General features: G+C 74.5%; 13 protein-coding genes. 7 read left to right on the top strand and 6 right to left on the bottom strand.

The genetic code is table 11. The features are described 5' to 3' along the window. Positions 1-57: 57 nt before the first annotated feature. The 6 genes from FMM08_RS02130 to FMM08_RS02105 form a co-directional block, all read right to left on the bottom strand. Positions 58-2,589, bottom strand: a complete 2,532-nt coding sequence (locus tag FMM08_RS02130) for an MMPL family transporter (protein ID WP_147924647.1) — start codon at positions 2,587-2,589, stop codon at positions 58-60. 1 nt (position 2,590) lies between these two features. Beyond that, positions 2,591-3,280, bottom strand: a complete 690-nt coding sequence (locus FMM08_RS02125) for a TetR/AcrR family transcriptional regulator (protein WP_147924646.1) — start codon at positions 3,278-3,280, stop codon at positions 2,591-2,593. Between the two features lie 56 nt (positions 3,281-3,336). Beyond that, positions 3,337-4,377: a GGDEF domain-containing protein gene (locus FMM08_RS02120; protein WP_147924645.1), complete on the bottom strand. Its 1,041-nt coding sequence runs from the start codon at positions 4,375-4,377 to the stop codon at positions 3,337-3,339. Positions 4,378-4,415: 38 nt separating this feature from the next. Then, positions 4,416-6,773, bottom strand: coding sequence for a putative bifunctional diguanylate cyclase/phosphodiesterase (locus tag FMM08_RS02115; RefSeq protein ID WP_147924644.1), 2,358 nt, complete (start codon positions 6,771-6,773; stop codon positions 4,416-4,418). A gap of 79 nt (positions 6,774-6,852) precedes the next feature. Beyond that, positions 6,853-8,187 (bottom strand): APC family permease, encoded by a 1,335-nt coding sequence (locus FMM08_RS02110; RefSeq protein WP_147924882.1) that lies wholly within the window; start codon positions 8,185-8,187, stop codon positions 6,853-6,855. A 47-nt stretch (positions 8,188-8,234) separates the two neighbouring features. Then, on the bottom strand, positions 8,235-9,356 hold the full coding sequence (locus FMM08_RS02105; RefSeq protein WP_147924643.1) for a class II histone deacetylase: 1,122 nt from the start codon (positions 9,354-9,356) through the stop codon (positions 8,235-8,237). A gap of 324 nt (positions 9,357-9,680) precedes the next feature. Here FMM08_RS02105 and FMM08_RS02100 point away from each other — a divergent pair, with 324 nt between their 5' ends. From FMM08_RS02100 to FMM08_RS02070, 7 genes are all read left to right on the top strand, one after another. Then, positions 9,681-11,429: a S8 family serine peptidase gene (locus tag FMM08_RS02100; RefSeq protein WP_187279473.1), complete on the top strand. Its 1,749-nt coding sequence runs from the start codon at positions 9,681-9,683 to the stop codon at positions 11,427-11,429. Between the two features lie 96 nt (positions 11,430-11,525). Then, a complete protein-coding gene (locus FMM08_RS02095; protein WP_147924641.1) occupies positions 11,526-14,087 on the top strand; it encodes a putative bifunctional diguanylate cyclase/phosphodiesterase in 2,562 nt (853 codons plus the stop codon). Between the two features lie 82 nt (positions 14,088-14,169). Next, positions 14,170-15,210, top strand: coding sequence for a LacI family DNA-binding transcriptional regulator (locus FMM08_RS02090; protein WP_222710297.1), 1,041 nt, complete (start codon positions 14,170-14,172; stop codon positions 15,208-15,210). 224 nt (positions 15,211-15,434) lie between these two features. Continuing rightward, positions 15,435-17,429 (top strand): glycoside hydrolase family 127 protein, encoded by a 1,995-nt coding sequence (locus FMM08_RS02085; protein ID WP_222710296.1) that lies wholly within the window; start codon positions 15,435-15,437, stop codon positions 17,427-17,429. Between the two features lie 92 nt (positions 17,430-17,521). Beyond that, the gene (locus tag FMM08_RS02080) at positions 17,522-18,808 is read left to right on the top strand and encodes a sugar ABC transporter substrate-binding protein (protein ID WP_222710295.1); all 1,287 of its coding nucleotides are present in this window, start codon (positions 17,522-17,524) and stop codon (positions 18,806-18,808) included. 1 nt (position 18,809) lies between these two features. Continuing rightward, positions 18,810-19,826, top strand: a complete 1,017-nt coding sequence (locus FMM08_RS02075; RefSeq protein ID WP_147924640.1) for a carbohydrate ABC transporter permease — start codon at positions 18,810-18,812, stop codon at positions 19,824-19,826. An 86-nt stretch (positions 19,827-19,912) separates the two neighbouring features. Further along, positions 19,913-20,674 (top strand): carbohydrate ABC transporter permease, encoded by a 762-nt coding sequence (locus FMM08_RS02070; protein ID WP_147924878.1) that lies wholly within the window; start codon positions 19,913-19,915, stop codon positions 20,672-20,674. The last annotated feature ends 18 nt before the right edge of the window (positions 20,675-20,692 follow it).

The following is a 20,692-nucleotide window of genomic DNA, read 5'->3' as shown; positions in this document are numbered from 1 at the left end:
CGCCGCGGCGACCTTGAGGGCAGCCCCCTCGGGCGGTCCGCGGCGGGTGCCGCCGGCTCACCTGGTCGGAGCAGCCTCCGCAGCGCCCCCGGCGACGGTCGCGCCTGCGCCGGCCCCCGCGCCTGCCCCCGCGTGGGAGCGCTCGAGGGAGGCACCCTCCACGTCCACGTCGGGCAGCACCCGGGCCAGCCACCCCGGCAGCCACCAGGCGCTGCGGCCGAGGAGGTGCATGACGGCGGGGATGACGAGCAGCCGCACCACGAAGGCGTCGGCCAGCACGCCGAAGGCCAGCCCGAACCCGAACGACCTGATGATCACCGAGTCGGAGCCGATGAAGCCGGCGAACACCGAGATCATGATGATCGCCGCGGCGACCACCACGCGGCGCCCCGCCTTCACGCCCGCCGTGACGGCGGTGCGCGCGTGAGCGCCGTGGGCGTAGGCCTCTCGCATGCCGGACACGAGGAAGAGCTGGTAGTCCATCGCCAGCCCGAACATGATCCCGATGACGATCGTCGGCAGGAAGCTCAGCACCGGGCCGGGCGTGGTGACGCCGAAGACGGAGGCGAGCCAGCCCCACTGGTAGACCGCGGTGATGGCGCCGAGGGTGGCGAACAGCGAGAGAACGAAGCCCAGCGTCGCCGTGAGGGGCACCAGCAGGGACCTGAAGACGACGACGAGGATGAGCAGCGACAGCCCGACCACCAGACCGAGGTAGCCCGGGAGCGCGCCGGCGAGCTTCTCCGAGACGTCGATGTTGCCGCTGGCCACCCCGGCGACCCCGTACCCCTCGGGCAGGGCGCGGATGTCCTGGACGAGCACCTCGGTCGCCTCGGCGGTGGGTCCGCTCACCGGCACCACCTGGAACGCCAGGAGCCGCGAGTCGGCGGAGGCGCCGATCGGGGCGACGGCGGCGACGTCGGCCAGCCCCTTGAGCTGCTCGGCCACGCGGACCTGCTCGGCGAGCTGGTCGGTGCCGGTCAGGGGCTGGGGCAGGTCGGCCACCACGAGCAGCGGCCCGTTGGCGCCGGCGCCGAAGGCGCGCTCGGTGAGCTCGAACGCCTGGTACTGGGTGGAGTCGGCGGACTCCGAGGAGCCGTCGGGCAGGCCGAGGCGCAGCGAGGCCGCGGGCACGGCGAGCAGCCCCAGCACGGCCACGCCGAGGACCACGGTGACGACGGCGCGACCGGTGCGCATGGGCCTCAGGGCCCGCTGGGCGGCCGCCTCGGCCGCGTCGTCGTCGTGGCGCTGCTGCTCGGCGGCGGCGTCGTGCCGGTCGTAGAACGCCCGCTCCTTGCGCCGCAGCACCCGGGCGCCCAGGAGGGAGAGCACGGCGGGCGTGAACGTCACGGCCATGGCCACGGCCACGAGCACGCAGAAGGCGCCGACGGTGCCCATGAGCCCGAGGAAGCCGATGCCGGTGACGTTGAGCGCCGCGAGCGCGATGACCACGGTGAGGCCGGCGAAGACGACGGCGTTGCCGGCGGTGCCGGTGGCCAGGGCGATGGAGGCGCGCAGCGGCATCCCGTGGAGCAGCTGGCGGCGGTGGCGGTTGATGAGGAAGAGGGAGTAGTCGATGCCGACCGCCAGTCCCAGCATGACCCCGAGGATCGGCGTCACGGAGATCATGTCGACGACGCCGGACAGGGACAGCGCCGCGGTGACGCCGACGCCCACCCCCACGACGGCCGAGACGATCGGCACGGCCGCGGCGATGGCGGTGCCGAGCACCACGAGCAGCGTCACGGCGGCGATCACGAGGCCGACGGCCTCCCCGGGGCCGAAGACCTCGGGGACCTCCTGGACCAGCTCCTGGCTGAGCGCCACCTGCACGCCGGGGATGGTCGAACGGCCCTCGTCGCTCTGCAGCTGGCTGACCACGGCCTCCTTGGTCTCGGGCGTGACCTGGTCCTGCGGGAGCGCGAACTGCACGACGCCGAGGGCGGTGCCGCCGTCGGCGGAGACCTGGCGGACGCCCTCGGACACGGCGACCAGGCGGCTGCCGAGGTCCGCCTGGCGGGCCTGCTCCTCCAGCTGGGCCCTGCCGGCGTCGAGCTGGGTCTGCTGCTGCTCCAGCGCCGCCAGCTGGGCCTGCACGCGCGGGCTCTGCTGCGCGGCGGCCGGCAGCGCCTCCAGCTGCGCCCGGCCGGCGGTGAGCTGCGCCTGCCCGGCGTCGAGCTGGGCGCGTGCAGCGTCGATCTGCTGCTGGCCGCCCTCCAGCTGCTGCGCCTGCTGGTCCCGCTGGGCGGTGGTGGTGAAGGGGTCGACGGTGCCCTTGACCCCGGGGGTCTGGGCGACGCGGGCGAGCAGCGCGGAGATCTCCGAGCGCTGGGCGTCGGTGAGGGCGGCGCCGTCCTCGGCGTGGAACACCACCGTGCCGCTGCCGCCGCTGGCGTCGGGGAACTCCTGCTGCAGCTGCTCGGCGACCCTCGCCGTCGGCGTCCCGGGCAGGCTCACCGTGGACGACAGGGTGCCGCCGAGGGTGAGGTAGCCGGTCACCCCCAGGGCCAGGAGCACCAGCCAGGTGCCGATGGTCGTGCGGGGGCGGCGCGCCACCAGGGAGCCGAGCGCGGACAGCCAGCGGGCCACGTCAGGAGCCTTCCGTCGGGGAGGTCGGAGGAGTCGAGGGGGTCGAGGAGACCGGGGAGGGATCAGCGGCGCGCGGGGCGAAGCCGTGGCGCACGGCGGAGAAGAGGAGGTCGAGCAGGTCGGCCCACCGGCGCCGGCTGCGCTCGTCGAGGGTGCCGCCGGTCTCCTCGAGCCAGGCCTCCCCCACCACGGCCATGCCGTTCATGACGGTGGTGGTGAGGAGGGCCAGCTCCAGCGGGCTGGTGCCGGGGTAGCGCTCGGCCAGGCGCTCGGCGGCGCCCGCGCCGAAGCGGTGCATGGCCCGCTGGCGGACGCGCTCGGCGGCGGTCTCGCGGCCCGGTGCCGACAGGGTGCGCCCCAGCCAGCTCAGGACCGTGGCGACCTCCGAGGTGCCGAGGGTGGCCTCGAGGTCGTCGAGGGGGCTGGCGCGCACCACGGAGGCGGCGAGGTCCTCCTCGACGGCGGCGATGGCCGTCTCGAGCTCGGCCTCCACGCACGCGACCACCACGTCCTCCAGGTGGGAGAAGTGGTTGAAGACCGTGCGACGCGAGACGTCGGCGCGTGCGGCGAGGTCCTCGGTGGTGAAGCCGGCGCCACCGCGCTCGTCCAGCAGCTCGCGGGCCGCGGTGACGAGGGCGGCGCGGTGGCGGCCCTTGAGGGCCGCCCGCCGGTCTTGGACGGTCGAGAGCACGGGTCCATCATGCACTGAGTGCAACGTTGCGCGCAGTGCTCCCTCGTGGAGCCGGATCACGTGCCGGTCGGAACCTCCGCGGAGGTCGCTGCACCCGCTGCGGTGCGGGCGCGGCGGCGCTCGGCCTTGTCGGCGTACATGGCCGCGTCGGCGGCGTCGAGGAGGTCGTCGGCGCTGGTGCGCCCAGTGGTCACGGCGACCCCCACGCTCACCCCGGTGGCCACGAGCCGGTCGCCCACGGCGACGGGCGCGTCCACCGCCGAGCGCACCCGCTCGGCGACGTCGTGCGCCTCCGCCGGGCGCTCGAGCCCCTGCAGGACGACGACGAACTCGTCACCGCCGACGCGCCCCACCTCGCCGCTGGCTCCGACCGCCTCGACCAGCCGCGCGGCGACCTCCACGAGCAGGGCGTCACCGGCGGCGTGCCCGTGCCCGTCGTTGACGGCCTTGAAGCCGTCGAGGTCGCAGAAGAGCACCCCCGTGGCGCAGCCGGGCCGCGCACGCGCGGCGCCTGCGGCCAGGCGCGCCGTGACCGCCGAGCGGGAGAGCAGCCCCGTCAGCACGTCGTGCTCCGCGGCGCGCCGCAGGAGCTCCTCGCGCAGCTGCTGGGCGCGGGCGGCGCGCTGCTGGGCCTCCTCCTGCTGGGCCGAGAGCAGCGCGAGGTTGCCCACCGTGGCCGCCCCCAGACCCATGAGCGCCACGGAGATCCAGAGGCTGTAGGGGCCCGCCATGGGGTGGACCCCGCCCAGGTGGTCGAGGACGACGCCGGCGGGCACCGAGAGGCAGATGCCGGCGAGGCCCGCGGGCAGGGACCAGCGGGCCGCCCACCGCAGGTGCACCGCGGTGACCAGGGTGCAGACCACCGGGGCCAGCTCGGGGGCGCCGGAGCTGAACACCGCCAGCGCGCCGAGCAGGCAGCCGAGCACCGTGCGGGCCACGACCCGACGCTCCAGGGACCCTCCTCCGAGCACGCGCTGCACGGCGTCGTCGCGGCTCGCGGAGAAGACGGCCCACACCACCAGCTGCACGCCCCAGGGCCAGCCGTGCGCGGCACCCCTGACCTGCAGCACGACGAGCGCGGGGATGACCACCAGCACCCCCAGGGGCGCTACCGCGCAGGGGCCCACCCGGCGCATCACCGGGCTCCCTCCGGACGAGCAGCACCCACGGGGAGCAGCGGTCCCGGACCGGGCGAGGAGGCGCGGAGCCGGGGCGTCGACCTCGTCAGCACCACCTCGTCGAGCTGGGACGCGGGCAGCGCGCGGCTCCAGAGCCAGCCCTGGCCGAGGTCGGCTCCGGCGGCGAGGACGGCGGCCTCGTGCTCGGGGGTCTCCACGCCCTCGGCGAGCACGAGCATGCCGAAGGCGTGCCCGGAGCTGACGGCCAGCGCGAGGAGCTCGGCGGCGCCGGGCTCGGTGGACACCACCAGGCTCCTGTCGATCTTCAGGTGGTCGCAGGGCAGGCGGCGCAGGTGCTGGATCGAGGCGTAGCCCGTGCCGAAGTCGTCGATGGCGATCCCCACCCCGAGCGCCCGGATCCGACGCAGGTGCTCCACCGCAGCGGCGGTGTCCACCACGTCGGTCTCGGTGACCTCCACGAGGAAGCGACGGGGGTCGGCCCCGGCGTCGCGCAGCGCGGAGGCGACGTCCTCGACCACGGAGGGGCGGCCCAGGTGCCGGGGGGCGAGGTTGACGCCGATGATGGGCGCGGTGCCGTCGGCGCGCAGCCGCGCCCAGGCCACCTGCTGGCGCGCGGCGGTGCGCAGCACCCAGCGCCCGAGCTCGCAGACCAGGTCCGACGCCTCGGCCACGGGCACGAACTCCGAGGGCGGCACCGGTCCGTGGCCGGGGCGGTCCCAGCGCACCAGGGCTTCGAAGCCCTCGACGCCGCCGGTGGCCCCGAGCCCGCCGCCGAGGTTCACCACCGGCTGGTAGTGCAGCTCGAGCTGGTCCGCCGCGATGGCGCGGCGCAGGTCGTCCTCGAGCTCGGTGCGCGCCTGCTCCTCGCGGCGGAGCGCGTCGTCGTAGAGCACGGCGCAGCCCCGTCCGCCCGCCTTGGCGCGGTAGGCGGCGGTGTCGGCCTCGTGGAGCAGCACCTCGGGTGCCGTGGAGCCGTCGGCGGTGAAGGCGACGCCCACGCTGGCGCCGAGCGCCACCTGCTGGCCGCCGGCGCTCAGCGGCGCGCCGAGGTGGTCGACGACGCGCTGCGCGCACGCGAGCAGCTCGCTCTCGTCGGCCACGTCCACGAGCACGACGACGAACTCGTCACCGCCGAGACGGCCCACCACGTCGCCGGAGCGCACGCACGAGCGCAGCCTGCCCGCGACGGTGCGAAGCACCTCGTCGCCGGCGCGGTGGCCGTGGGTGTCGTTGACGGCCTTGAACCCGTCGAGGTCCACGAAGAGCAGTCCCAGCGACCGCCGCGCGCCGCGCGCGGCCGTGAGCGCCTCCGCGAGGCGGGTACCGCTGCTGGCCCTGTTGGCCAGACCCGTCAGCGGGTCGTGGGTGGCCTGGTGCTCGAGCGAGCGGCTGAGCCCCGCCATCTCGCCCAGGGCGCGCGCCGCCGTGCGCCTCGCCTCGAGCACGCGAGCGCCCACGAGCAGCGAGACCAGCACCCCGGCGGCGACGATCGAGGTGGCCTGCCACGCGGGGAGGGCGGCGGCCCACCCGGGCGCGGTGTCGGTGAGGACGAGGACGCCGAGCAGGGTCGGGGGAAGGACCAGCGCGCCGGTGAGGGCTCCCAGGCGCCCTGCGGAGATGCCCGAGGTCCGCGGGGCGCCGGCCGGTGGGCCGCTGCTGCTGCGGTGCAGCGCGGCCAGGGCCCACAGCTGGTTGCTGGCGACGGCTCCGAACGAGAGCACCGTCGTCCACACCCCGTCACCCGGTGCGAGCACCGAGAGGGCGTCGCAGCTGAGCAGCACCAGGGTGGCCGAGGCGCCCAGGAGGTGGCTCGGTGAGCGCCAGCCGGAGACGGACAGCAGGTGCACCGCCTGGGAGACGAGCACCACGTCGCCGACGAAGTAGCCGAAGGTGGCCTGCCAACCGCCGCCGGGGGTCTCCATCTGGGGACCCGCCACCAGCACCCAGACCAGCAGGGCCATGGCCACCGAGACGATGGCGCCCTCCAGGGCGCCGGCGCGCCAGTCCTCCGCGCCGCTGCTGCGCCCCAGCACCACGAGCCCGGCGGTGAGCAGGACGTACCCCGCGACGTACGCCGGGGTCCCGGGGGAGAGAGCGCCCGCGGGGAGGGCCTGCAGCCCGTAGGCCGCGTCGTGGACGACGTCTCCCAGCAGCCACAGCACCTGGGCGAGGCCGATGCACACCCACCCCGAGCGCACTGCGCCGCGGTGGCGCAGCGCGCCGGCGAGCACCGCGGCGATGCCGAGCAGGTAGCACCCGAAGTACAGCGCCGGGGGCACGCCGCCGCCCGCGGCGGTGAGCAGCACCGCTGTGCTGCCCACTGCCGCGAGCACCGCGCTCCAGCGCCAGGTCATGAGCGCTCCATCGACGGGGCGCTGTCCTGCCTTGACGCCCCCCGGTCAGCGGGACGCCCGGGTCGCCGGATCGGCCCCCTCAGGGGGTGTGGTCGACGGCCAGCTGCGGGGGCGGCCTGCGGAACCCGCGGGTGAGCACCGCGAGGTAGGCCACGCCGACCAGGGCCCAGGCCCCACCGACGACGAACGTCTCGGCGGTGAGGTTGGTCCACAGCCACAGCGTCAGCACGAAGCCGATCACCGGGACGACGCCGTACAGCGCGATGTCACGCGGTGAACGACGCCTGCCGTCGATGACGTATCCCTTGACGACGGTGAGGTTGACCAGCGAGAACGCCGCCAGCGCGCCGAAGCTGATGACGGAGGCGAGCGTGGCGAGGTCGATGACGAGGGCCAGCAGCGACACGGCCGCCACCACGAGCGTGGCCCCGACCGGCGTGCGGAAGCGGGCGGACAGGGCGCCGAAGACGCCGCGCGGCAGCACGCCGTCGCGGCCCATGGCGAACAGGATGCGCGCCACGGACACCTGGCTGGCCGTCGCGGAGGCGAAGCAGCCCGCGATGTAGGCGGCGAGGAAGAAGTTCGCCAGGAGCTGCCCGCCGGCCTCGGTCATGACCTGCAGGCCGGCGGAGTCGGGGTCGGTGATGGACTGCCAGTCGGGCAGGGCCGTCTGCGAGGCCCAGGAGAGCACCACGAAGATCACGCCGCCGAGCGCGGTGGTGATGACGATGGCCCGCGGCACGGAGCGCCGGGCGTCCCTCGCCTCCTCCGAGAGCGTGGAGATGGCGTCGAAGCCGAGGAAGGACAGCGCCAGCACGGCCGCGCCGGCGAAGACCGCCGGCCAGGCGAGGTCGGAGGAGACGAACGGCTCCAGCAGGCCCGGGCGCTGGGAGGCGCCGGTGAGCTGGGCCACCACGAGGGCCACGAACACCACCGCGAAGACCAGCTGGGCCCCGACGAGCACGAGGTTGGCCTTGTCGACCACGGTGATGCCGACGATCGTCGTCGCGGTGACCAGGGCGATGGCGAGGACGACGACGAGCCAGGCCGGGACCCACGGGAACTGCGCGTTGACGTAGATCCCGATGAGCAGGTAGTTGATCATCGGGAGGAGCAGGTAGTCGAGCATGAGCGCCCAGCCGGTGATGAAGCCGGCGTGCGCGCCGAAGCTCCGCTGCACGTAGGTGTACGCCGAGCCGGCCGAGGGGTGAGCGCGCACGTTCAGGGCGTAGCTGACCGCCGTGAACGCCATGACCACCGTCGTCACGAGGTAGGCGGTGGCGAGGTGTCCGCTGGTCTGCTGGGTGATGAGCCCGTAGGTGGTGAAGACGGTCAGCGGCACGAGGTAGGCGAGGCCGAACAGCACCAGCGACGGCGTGCCGAGCACCCGGCGCAGCTGGCCGTCCACCACCACGCCGTGCGGCTTCTCCTGGCGGTCCGCCCCGCTGCGGTCGACGGTGCTCACAGCGCCGCCCCTGCCCGCTGGAGCCCGGCGGCGGCCGCCGCGGCCGCCACGGCCTCGGCCTGGTGGGGCCGCAGCGCCTGGTCGGGGAGGTCCTCGTACTCCTCGGCGAGGAAGTCGGTGACCTCGGTGCGCTCCCCCGACATCTCCTCCAGCACGGCGACGCCGCACAGGGGCGCGTAGACGGGGCTGTAGCCGCCCTCGTGCGTCATCACGACCCGCCCGTCGCACAGCCGGTCGGCGGCGTCGAGCACGGCCCGGGCCATCCGCCGGAACCCGGTGGTCGTCACCACCATGCCGCCGAGCGGGTCGAGCGCGGCGGGGTCGAAGCCGGAGGCGACCACCACGAGGTCGGGCCGGTGCCGCTCCAGCGCCGGCAGCACCACCTGCTCCACGGCGTGCAGGTAGCCGTCGTTGCCGGTGCCCGCGGGCAGCGGGACGTTGATCGCAGAGCCCTCTCCGGCGCCGCGGCCGCGGTCGGTGAGGCGGCCGGTGCCCTTGGGGTAGAGCTGGTCCTGGTGGACCGAGATCGTCAGCACGTCGGGGTCCTCGGCGAACACCTCCTCGGTGCCGTTGCCGTGGTGGACGTCCCAGTCGACCACCGCCACGCGCTCCACCCCGTGGTGGCGGCGCACGTGCTGGATGGCGATCGCGGCGTTGGCGAACACGCAGAAGCCCATGCCGGTCTCGGGGCGGGCGTGGTGACCGGGCGGCCGGACGAGGGCGTAGGCGTTGGTGACCCGGCCGGTCACCACGGCTGACGCCGCCTGGACGGCGCCCCCGGCGGCCAGCAGCGCGATCTCCAGGCCCCCGGGGCCGAACGGGGAGGTGCCGTCGCCGGCGTCGCCGCCGCGCGGGGCGGCGCTGCCGGCGCGGATGCGCTCCAGGTGCTCGGCGGTGTGGACGGCGAGCACGTCGTCCTCAGCGGCCGGCACCGCGCGGATCCTGTCGAGCTTCGCCCCCAGCCCGCTGACCTCCACCAGGGCGGCGAAGCGCGTCTTGGACTCGGCCGACTCCACGTGGCGGTGGGGCTGCACGAGGCCACCGGGCGCCACGAAGGCGGCGTGGGTGCCGGTGTCGTGCCAGCCGTAGAGCTCTTCCCACACGTACCCGGTGCGCATGCGCCCTCCCCGTCGACGGATCCGCCCGCAGCGCGCGGTGACGGCGCCGTCGCGGGGTGCACCGGACCCTAGGGGCGCCTTCGGGTCACCCACAAGACCCTGGGCACGGATCCGCGCCGCGCGATGAGACCTCGCTGCGGATCCCGTCGCCCAGCGCGATTCCCACGGACGATCTCCACCGCCCGTGGCGCGGCTCTGCACCCGCCCCTGGAGGCCGTCCCGCCTCACCACTGATCGGCCACCCGGGTGCGGTGCTGGGCCAGGCGGATGATCAGAACGCCGCAGCACTCACGACTACCTCAAGTGAAGGCGCAACCTCGGAGCGTGACCAGTGACCTCCAGCGGCGCCGTGACCGGCGTCCCACCCGCCAGCGCCTCAGGAGCACCGCCCTCGCCGGCACGGCGCTCGTCGCGGCCGCCACCCTCGTGCCCGCCGCCCCCGCCCTCGCCGCCTCTCCCGGCGACGCGGGCACCGGGGTCGCAGCGGTGGCGGCACCGACCACCCTGCAGCCCGGACTCCTCAGCTCGGTGCTCGGCACCCTGTGGGGCGACCGCAAGACCGACGACCTCGCGCGCAACCCGCTCACCGGGAAGTACGACGCACGGCGCGACCCGGGGTCGCTCTACTCCATCACCACCGCCATCGGCGCCCGCGACGTCTGGCAGCAGACCGACGCGCGCGGCGCCGCCCTCACCGGCAAGGGCGTGACCGTGGCGGTCGTCGACAGCGGCGTCGCCCCCGTGCAGGGCCTGGCCGGGAAGCTCGTGCAGGGACCGGACCTGTCGATCGAGGCCAACAGCGCCTCACCGCTGTCACCGGACTCCTACGGCCACGGCACGCACATGGCCAGCATCATCGGGACGGCCGACGCCGCGTCGCGGACCCGCACCGGCGCGCCGTCCGTCCTGGACAGCACCTCCCAGCTGGGCGTGGCGCCCGACGCCGGCCTCCTGGCCCTGAAGCTGGCCAACACCGACGGCAGCACCGACGTCAGCCAGGTCATCGCCGGGCTCGACTGGGTGGTGGAGCACCGCCGCGACAACGGCATGGACGTGCGCGTCGTCAACCTCTCCTTCGGCACCGACGGTCTGCAGAGCTACCAGGTCGACCCGCTCGCCGCCGCCGTCGAGCGCGCCTGGCAGCGCGGCGTCGTGGTGGTCGTCTCCGCCGGCAACGAGGGGCCCGACTCGGGCGGCCTGAGCAACCCCGCCATCGACCCCTACGTCATCGCCGTCGGAGCGACGTCGCCGAGCACCTCGGTGCTCTCGTCGGTGACGAACGGCGCCGCGCAGGCGTGGAGCGCCTGGAGCACGCCGTCGTCGGCGTCCTTCTCCTCCCGGGGCACCAGCGAGCGGCCCGTCGACATCGCCGCACCGGGCACCTCGGTGGTGGGCCTGCGGGCCCCCGGCTCGTTCGTCGACACCGAGCACCCCGAGGGGCGCGTCGCCAACGACGCGAGCGCCCGCCTCCTGCGCGGCAGCGGCACGTCGCAGGCCGCGGCCGTGGTCAGCGGTGCCGCCGCGCTCCTGCTGCAGGCGGACCCGTCCCTGACGCCCGACGCCGTCAAGGCGGCCCTGACCTCGACGGCGGACCCCGTCTGGGGCGCGGACCGGCGCAGCGTCGGTGCCGGCCAGGTCGACGTGGCCGCCGCGCTGCGGACCGTGAAGGCCGCGAAGGCCGGCGACCTCCGGGCCCGGGCCGCGCTGTCCGCGCGGCAGTCGTTCCCCCGGTCGACGGGCCTGGGCAGCCTCGACGCCGCCCGCGGCACCGCCCACCTCGTGGACCCCGAGACGGGAGCCGCCCTCACCGGCGAGGTCGACGTGCAGGGCCGCGCCTGGGACGGCCGGGTCTGGTCGGCGGCCGCCGCGCAGGACGCCACGTGGTCCGGCGGGCTGTACCTGGGCGAGCGCTGGAGCGGCGACACCTGGGCCTCCTCCGGGTCCTGGCAGCGCGCCCGCTGGAGCGACGCCGCCTGGCAGCGGGCCCGCTGGTCGGCCGCCGGCTGGGACAGCGCCCGCTGGAGCCGGGCGCGGTGGAGCAGCTCCAGCTACGACAGCGCGCGCTGGTCGTGACGCGGGCCGCGCTGGGCGCCTGACCCCCGGATGCTCAAGTCCCCCTGCCCTTCCCCCGAAGGACAGGGGGACTCGAGCATCCACAGGAGGTGGGCCGTGACGCTGGTCGGTGCCGCCGCGAGGCTCCGCAGCTGGGCCTGCGGGCCCGGCGGGCTCACCCTGGCGCTGACCGCAGCCATCGCGTCGGCGGGCGCCGCAGCCGCCGCGCACCTGCCGCACCGCGCCCTGCTGCCGGAGCCGCCGCTGGGCGGGTGGGCCGGGCTGGCCGTCCTGGCGGTCGCGCTGGTCGTGGCGGAGCTCGCCCAGGCCCACGTCGAGGTGCGGCGCCAGGCCTACAGCTTCTCCCTCACCGGCGTCCCCCTGCTGCTGGGGCTGCTCTTCTGCCCACCCGAGGTGCTGGTCGCCGTGCGCGTGGGAGCTGCGGCCCTCGCCTTCGCCCTGCAGCGCGTGAGCCCCGTCAAGTTCGCCTTCAACCTCGGCGCCTACCTGCTCGACGTCTCCCTGGTGGTGCTGGTGGCGCACCTGCTCACCGGTCCGCGCGAGCACCTCGACGTGGCCCTGGCGCTCGCCGTCTACGCCGCGATGGCCGTGGTGGACCTGCTCATGACGTGCCTGGTGCTGCTCGTGATCCGCATCAACAGCGGTCCGCTGGAGGTCGTCGACGTCGTCGACTCGGTGGTCCCCGCCGTCGTGTTCGTGGTCATCAACGTGGCCACCGGCCTCCTCGTGGCGCTGCTGGCGGCCTCGGGCGCGCTGGGGTGGACGCTGCTGGCGGCCGTCGTCGTCCTGGTGGCTGCCGTCTACAGGGTCCACCTGGTGCTCCGGCGCCGCCACGCGTCGCTGCAGGTGGTCAAGGACTTCGTGGACCTGGGGGCGCACACCGCGGCCCAGGGCGGGGAGCTGGCGGAGGTGCTCCTCGGACGCCTGCGCACCGACGTGCGCGCCGAGCGCGCCTCGATCCTCGTGCCCGCGGCCGACGACGGCGACGGCGAGGGGGGCTGGACGGCCCTGGCGCAGTCGCAGGAGGACGACGCCGAGCCGACGCTCCAGCGCACCGGACGCCGCGCGCACGACACCGCGCTGGTCGAGGCCGCTCTCGCGCAGGGCGGGACCCTCGTCGGCCCGCGCACGGGGGACCGCCTGCACCAGCAGTGGCTGGCGGCCCACGGCCTGCGCGAGGCCATGGCCTGCCCGGTGGAGGTCGAGGGACGGCGCGGGCTCGTGGTCGTGGCGGACCGGCTCGGCGACACGGCCACCTTCGGCCGGGACGACCTCTCCCTCCTGCAGACCCTCGCGGGCCACCTGGAGGTCGCGCTGCGCAGCGCGTGGCTGGTGGACAGGCTCCGGCACGACGCGCGCCACGACCCCCTCACGGGGCTGCCCAACCTGCTGGGCCTGTCGGAGCAGGCCGCAGCGGCCCTGGCCAGCGACCGGCCGCCGGCGGTGCTCGTGCTCTCCCTGGACCGCGCGGACGAGGTCAACGCCGTGCTCGGCCACCGCGCCGGCGACGAGCTGCTCGTGCTGGTGGCGCGCCGCCTGGAGCTGGCCCTGCCCGGGGCGCTCGTGGGCCGGCTCAGCGGATGGCAGTTCGCCGTGGTCCTTCCGACGCCCGAGGGCGGGTCGGCCCTCGACGACGCGCTGCTCGCCGCCGGCAGCGTCGAGCGCGCGCTGGACGCCCCCGTGCAGCTGACCTCCACCTCGGTCTCGACCGCCGCCAGCACGGGGGTGGCGCTGGCGCAGCCCGGGGACGACCTCGGCGACGCGCTGCGACGGGCCGACACGGCCCGCACGTCGCGGCGCGCCGACGGCCCGGTGGTCTACACCTCGTCGATGGACGAGGGGCGGGCGGAGCGCGTGGAGCTGCTGGCCGACCTCCGCGGCGCCCTCGACGGCGACGAGCTGTCCCTGCACTTCCAGCCCAAGCTCGACCTGGCCTCCGGCCTGGTCACGTCGGTGGAGTCGCTCGTCCGCTGGGAGCACCCCCGCCTCGGCCGGCTGGCGCCGGACCTCTTCGTGCCCCTGGCCGAGTCGACGGCGCTCATCGACCCCTTCACCCACCACCTGCTGGGCAAGGCGCTCCACCAGTGCCGCACCTGGCAGGACCAGGGCATCGACCTGTCCGTGGCGGTCAACCTCTCGGCCCGCAACGTGCAGGACCCGTCGCTGCCGGAGCGGGTGGCCGCCGCGCTCGCCCGCGCCGGGGTGCCGGCGTCGCGCCTGACGCTCGAGATGACCGAGAGCTCCCTGGCGGAGGACCCGGCGCGGACCATCGAGGTGCTGGAGCGGCTGGCGGCGATCGGGACGACCATCTCGCTGGACGACTTCGGGACGGGCTACTCCAGCCTGTCCTACCTGCAGCGCCTGCCGGTCCAGGAGCTGAAGATCGACAAGAGCTTCGTGCGCGGCCTGGAGGCGTCGTCGTCCGCCGGGGACGCGGCCGTGAGCGCAGCTCTCATCCGCAGCATCACGGCGCTCAAGGACGCGCTGGGCCTGCGGGTGGTCGCCGAGGGCGTGGAGGACCTGCACGTGCTCGAGCGGCTGCGCGAGCTGGGCTGCGACACCATCCAGGGCTACGTCATCAGCCGCCCCCTGCCCGCCGACCAGCTCGACGCCTCGACCTTCCGCTGGCACGCGGCGCCCGGTGCCACCGCCCGCTGAGCCGCCGTCCGCCGAGCCGCCGTCCGGTGCCGCGTCCGGACGCCCCTCGCCACGGCGGCGGCGCGCCTGGCAGCATCTGCCCGTGTCGAGCCAGCGCCCCCCCACCCTCGTGGAGGTCGCGCGCCGGGCGGGGGTCTCGCTCACCACGGCGTCGAAGGCCATCAACGGGCAGCCCCGCGTGTCGGCCGAGGCGCGCGCGAAGGTGCTGCGGGCCGCCAAGGAGCTCGACTTCACGCCCAACCCCCTGGCGCGCAGCCTGCTCTCCGGGCGCAGCGGCACCGTGGCGATGCTCATCGTCGACACGCTGTCCCGCCGCTGGGCGGTGCCGGCGATGCTGGGCGCCGAGTCGGCCCTGAACCGCGTGGAGCTGTCGATGGTGACGGCCGACGCCCAGGGGGACCCCGACCGGCTGCGCCAGCTCGCGCGGCTCTACCAGGCGCGCAAGGTCGACGGGCTGCTGGTGCTGGGAGACAACAACTCCCCCACGCCGCGGCTGGGCGACGACGTGTCCCTGCCGGTCGTCTACCTCCACGGCGAGACCGGCGACCCGCGCGACGTGTGCCACGTCCCTGACGACCGCGGCGGCTCGGCCCTCGCGCTGGAGCACCTGCACTCCCTGGGGCGGCGGCGCATCGCCCACATCACCGGGCCCGCCGGGGTGCGCGCGGTCACCGAGCGCGCGACGGGCGCGCGCGAGCGCAGCGCGGCGCTCGGGGTGGAGCTGGTGGGCGAGGTCCTCGAGGGCCCCTGGTCGCAGCGGTGGGGCCGCCAGGCCGCCGAGCGGCTGCTGGAGGACCACCCCGACGTCGACGCCGTGCTGTGCGGGTCCGACCAGATCGCCTACGGCGTGGTCATGGCGCTGCAGGCGGCCGGGCGCAGCGTCCCCGACGACGTCGCGGTCACCGGCTTCGACAACTGGAACGCGTTCGCCCTGGAGACCGACCCGCACCTGACGAGCGTCGACATGGAGCTCGACGTGCTGGGCGCCTCGGCGGTGCGCGACCTCTTCGCCGTCATCGACGGCGTGGACAGCGGCGTGAGCGTGGGCGCGGGTGTGCGCTCCCACCCGTGCACGCTGGTGGTGCGCGGGTCCACGGACCCGTCCGCCGACCCCGCTTCCTGACGGCACCCTCCTCCCCCCGCGCCGAGGCGCATCCCGCACGCCACGCGTGAGGAAACCTTTCCGCGCCTCTGAGCAGCAGCGATGAGCGGATGGGGCAACTCGTTCGAGGAAACCCTTGACGCCACCTCCGTTCGCGAGGAAACCTTTCCTCACCGCCGCCGGCACCTCCGGCGGCAGACGGACCTCCCGGCCTGGTGGCGGGAGGCGCAGAGAGGACGTCGACGGTGACGGATCTGGTGGAGCGCCCCGCCACGGCCGCTCAGGCCCCCTCAGGAGCGGGCGCCGCAGGAGCAGGTGGCGCGGGCCCGGTGGCCCCGACGCCGGCGGCGCTGTCGCAGCTGCAGCCCCTGCCGCACGACGCCGCGGAGCTGACCGCCGGCTGGCTGCACGACTGGCAGCAGCTGACGCTGACCTCGACGCTCCCCCACGTGCTCGACCGGGTCGAGCAGGGCGAGGCGCGCAGCAACCTCGCCCGCCTCGTCGGCGAGAGCGACGCGCCCCTGACCGGCATGTTCTTCACCGACACGGACGTCTACAAGGCCGTCGAGGCGGTCGCCTGGGCGTCGACGCGCCTGCCCGCCGACCACCCGCTGCTGGCGCGGGCCCAGGCCCTCGTCGACCTGGTGCGCCGGGTGCAGGAGCCCGACGGCTACGTCAACAGCCGCGTCCAGGGAGACCCCGCCGTCGAGCGGTGGAGCGACCCGCAGTGGGGCCACGAGCTCTACACCGCCGGCCACCTGCTGCAGGCCGCCGTGGCCGCCGCCCGCACCGGCTCGCTGCCCGGAGCGCTCGACACCGCACGGGCGCTGGCCGACCTCGTCGTCGCCCTCTTCGGCCCCGACGGCACCGGCCGCCCCGGGTACGTCGAGGGCCACCCCGAGGTCGAGACCGCCCTCGTGGAGCTGTACCGCCTCACCGGGCACGCCCCCTACCTGGCCACCGCTGCGCGCCAGCTCGAGGTCCGCGGCCACGGCTGGCTCGGGGAGGACAGGTTCGGCTCCGCCTACTTCCAGGACGCCGTGCCGGTGCGCGAGGCCCACGAGGCCACCGGACACGCCGTGCGCCAGCTGTACCTGCTGACCGGCGCCGTCGACGTCGCCGTCGAGACCGGGGACGCCGAGCTGCTCGCCGCCGCCGTGCGCGTCTGGGACGACCTGGACTCCACCAAGACGTACGTCACCGGCGCCCACGGGTCCCGCCACCGGGACGAGTCCATCGGTGACGCCTACGAGCTCCCGCCGGACCGCGCCTACGCGGAGTCGTGCGCGGCCATCGCCACCTTCCACCTGGCGTGGCGCCTGCTGCTGGCCACCGGCGAAGCGCACTACGCCGACGCGATGGAGCACGTGCTGCACAACGCGCTGGCCGCGTCCACGTCGCTGAGCGGCACCGAGTTCTTCTACTCCAACCCGCTGCACCTGCGCACCGGCCACGGCGGCGAGCACGAGGACGCCCCCACCCAGCGCCTGGCGTGGTTCACCTGCGCGTGCTGCCCGCCCAACATCGCCCGGCTGCTGACGTCCGCGCACGACTACCTGCTCACCCGGTCTCCCGCCGGAGTCCAGCTGCAGCACCACGCCAGCGCCGTCGTCGACGCCGCGCTCCCCAGCGGCGCGCACGCGCACCTGGAGGTCGAGTCCGACCAGCCCTGGGCCGGCACCACCCGCGTGGTGGTCACCACCGAGGACGACGACGCGTGGGAGCTCGCCCTGCGGGTGCCCGCCTGGGCGCGGGACTGGTCGGTCAGCGTGGACGGCGCCCCCGTCGACGCCGAGGCCGCCGACGGGTACGTGCGGCTGCGGCGCTCCTGGGCGGGGCAGCACGAGGTGGTCCTGAACGTCGGGGTCACCGTCCGCCAGCTCACCCCCCACCCCCGGGTGGACGCCGTGCGCGGCTGCGTCGCCCTGGCGCGCGGCCCGGTGGTCTACGCCTTGGAGCAGGCCGACCTGCCCGAGGGCACCGTCCTCGAGGACGTGCGCCTGCGGCGGGTCATCGGCGCGGCGCGCTCCTCCGGCCCCGCTGCCGCCCTGGCCCCTGTGCTGGTCGAGGCCGAGGTCGAGGTCCAGCACCCCCATGAGACCGCGCTGTACAGCAGCGCCCCACGGTCCCACGACACCGACGTGCACGTCGTGCGGCTCGTCCCGTACCACCGGTGGGCCAACCGCTCACCGGGAGCGATGCGGGTCTGGCTCCCCCTGTCCGACACCTCCGCCGGCTGACCCAGCTCGCCGCTGCGCCACCCGGCCCCACGAACGCTGCGAGCGCCCTGCTCGACCAGCACCGCACCACCTTGTTTCAGAGAGGAAACACCGTGAAGACGCAGACCTCCCCCACCCGCAGGGCGCGCCGGACCTCCGTGGCCGTCGCCCTGGCCGCCGTGACCACCCTGGCCCTGTCGGCCTGCGGCGGCGGCTCCACCGGCACCAGCGACGCCGGTGCCTCCGGATCCGGAGCCGCCGCGAGCGGCACCTACACCGTCTGGGACCCGTACCCCCAGTTCGACGACTCCTCGGACTGGGTCAAGCTGCTGCAGAAGTGCGGCACCGACAACGGCGTCACCGTCAAGCGCACCGGGTACGACACCACGGACCTCACCAACAAGGCGCTGCTCGCTGCCCAGCAGGGCACCTCGCCCGACGTCATCCTCATCGACAACCCCGTCATCTCCACGCTGGCCGACGCCGGCGCGCTCACCGACACCCAGACCCTCGGCCTGGACACCTCCGCCTTCGAGAAGAACCTCATCGCCGCGGGCGAGGTGGACGGCAAGACGTACGGCGTGCCGATCGGGGCGAACACGCTGTCGCTCTACTACAACAAGGCCGTCCTGGACGCCGCCGGGGTCGACCCGGCCAGCGTCAAGGACTGGGCCAGCCTGACCGCGGCGCTGGAGAAGGTGAAGGCCGCCGGCAAGAAGGGCATCACCTTCTCCGCCATCGGCACCGAGGAGGGCTCCTTCCAGTTCCTGCCGTGGTTCTGGGGCTCCGGCGCCGACCTGACCAAGCTCGACTCGAGCCAGGGCGTCGCGGCGCTGAGCCTGTGGAAGGACTGGCTGGACAAGGGCTACGCCCCCAACTCGGTGCTCAACAACACCCAGACCACCAGCTGGCAGGAGTTCGCCACCGGCGACTACGCCTTCTCCGAGAACGGCACCTGGCAGCTGGGCAACGCCAAGAAGACCGGCTTCGAGTGGGGCGTCATCCCGATCCCCGCCGAGAACGGCGGTGTGGCTCCCGCCCCCACCGGTGGCGAGTTCGCCGCCGCGCCCGTGCAGACCGACACGGCGCGGTACGCCACCACCAGCAAGCTCATCAGCTGCCTGACCAGCCCCGACAACGCCCTGGCCACCGACACGACGCTGTCGTACATCGGCGCGACCCAGGCCGTGCAGGAGAAGCAGGCGGCCGACCCCGAGCTCAAGCCGTGGGTCGAGGCCGTGCAGGGCGCCAAGGGCCGCACCAGCGACAACCTCGGCACCAAGTACCCCAAGATCTCCGAGCAGCTGTGGGACGCGGTGCAGGCCGCGCTGTCCGGCTCGAAAACCCCGCAGCAGGCGATGTCGGACGCGCAGACCGCCGCAGCCTCGGCGACCAGCTGACATGAGGACGCTCGAGCAGGGCGGGGGCGCGGGCTCCCGCCAGGGGGCCGGCGCTCAGCCGTCCGGCCGGGCGTCGCAGGACGGGACCCGCTCCGGCGGGTCCCGTCCCCGGGCGGGCGGCAGGCGTCGTTCGCCCGCGTCGGTCAGCCAGCTCACCGCGTGGGCGTTCGCCGCCCCCGTGGTGGTCTACCTGGTCGCGTTCTACGCGGTGCCGCTGTACCGCAACTTCGACCTGTCCCTGCGGGACTACACCGTCAGGTCGTTCGTGCAGGGCGGCGCGCAGTTCAACGACTTCGCCAACTACGTCAAGGTCTTCCAGGACCCGACCTTCTGGCCGGCCCTGGGACACACGCTGGTCTTCACGTTCGTCTCGATCGGCGTGCAGTTCGCCCTCGGGATGGCGCTGGCGGTGTTCTTCTTCCAGAACTTCAAGCTCTCCACCACGCTGAGGGCGCTGTTCCTCGTGCCCTGGCTGCTGCCGCTCATCGTCTCGGCCTCCACGTGGGCGTGGATGCTCAACAGCGACTCCGGCGTCGTCAACTACGCCCTCTCCCTGGTGGGCGTCAGCCCGGTGAACTGGCTGACGTCGCCGCAGTGGGCGCTGGTCTCGGTGATCGTGGCGAACATCTGGATCGGCATCCCGTTCAACCTCGTCATCGTCTACAGCGGGCTGCAGTCGATCCCCGGTGACATCTACGAGGCCGCCTCGCTGGACGGCGCCGGCGCCTGGCAGAAGTTCTGGCGCATCACGTTCCCGCTGCTGCGCCCGGTCAGCGCCATCACGCTGCTCCTGGGCCTCGTCTACACGCTCAAGGTCTTCGACATCATCTGGATCATGACCCGGGGCGGGCCTGGCGACTCCTCGCAGACCTTCGCCACCTGGTCCTACCAGGAGAGCTTCGGCAACGTCCTCCCCCGCTTCGGCACCGGGTCCGCGATCAGCACCCTGCTCATCCTCATGGCGCTCGTGGCCGGCCTGGTCTACATCCGCGCCCAGCACCGGCAGGAGAACTCGTGAGCACCACCACCAGCCGCGGGAGCACGCTGTCCCCCGCCACCCGGCGCGGCGCCAAGACGGCGCTCGGCCTGGTCCTCACCGCGGTGATGCTCTTCCCCGTCTACTGGATGGTGAACGTCTCCTTCACCCGCACCCAGGACATGCGCCGCACCCCTCCGGCGCTGTTCCCGCTGCACGGGACCCTCGACGGCTACCGGGCCGTGCTGCGCGACCAGCTGCCCTACCTCGGCACCAGCCTGCTCATCGGCGTGGCCACCGTGGCGCTGACGCTGGTGCTCGCCGCCCCCGCCGGGTACGCGCTGGCCAAGCTGCGCCCCCGCGGAGGGGGGGTGCTGAACTTCGCGCTGCTCGTGGCCCAGATGATCCCCGGCATCATCATGGCGATCGGGTTCTACGCCGCCTTCATCAAGCTGGGCGTGCTCAACACGATCCCCGGGCTGGTGCTGGCCGACTCGACCATCGCGGTGCCGTTCGGCGTGCTCATCTACACGGCGTTCATGAGCGGGATCCCCGACGAGCTCATGGCTGCCGCCCGCGTCGACGGCGCCAGCACCTGGCGCACCTTCGTGTCCGTCGTCCTGCCGGTCAGCCGCAACGCCACCGTGACGGTGTCGCTGTTCGCGTTCCTGTGGGCGTGGTCGGACTTCATCTTCGCCTCGACGCTCGCGTCCGGCTCGAAGCTGCAGCCGATCACCATGGGCATCTACCGCTACATCGGCAACAACAACCAGGAGTGGGGCTCGATCATGGCCACCGCCGTGGTCGCCTCCGTCCCCGCCGCCGTGCTGCTCGTCCTGGCGCAGCGCTACGTCGCGGCCGGCGTCACCGCCGGAGCCGTCAAGGACTGACGGCCCCCCAGGCCGCCG

The organism is Quadrisphaera setariae, from assembly GCF_008041935.1.
In the GTDB taxonomy this organism is placed as follows: domain Bacteria; phylum Actinomycetota; class Actinomycetes; order Actinomycetales; family Quadrisphaeraceae; genus Quadrisphaera; species Quadrisphaera setariae.
The sequence above is the reverse complement of the archived record's forward strand: the minus strand, read 5'-3'. Positions and strand labels throughout refer to the sequence as shown.

Coding starts and splice junctions, on each gene's coding strand:
- FMM08_RS02075 (WP_147924640.1), top strand. CDS start 18,810: ATGAGGACGCTCGAGCAGGGCGGGGGCGCGGGCTCCCGCCAGGGGGCC.
- FMM08_RS02115 (WP_147924644.1), bottom strand. CDS start 6,773: ATGACCTGGCGCTGGAGCGCGGTGCTCGCGGCAGTGGGCAGCACAGCG.
- FMM08_RS02105 (WP_147924643.1), bottom strand. CDS start 9,356: ATGCGCACCGGGTACGTGTGGGAAGAGCTCTACGGCTGGCACGACACC.
- FMM08_RS02070 (WP_147924878.1), top strand. CDS start 19,913: ATGCTCTTCCCCGTCTACTGGATGGTGAACGTCTCCTTCACCCGCACC.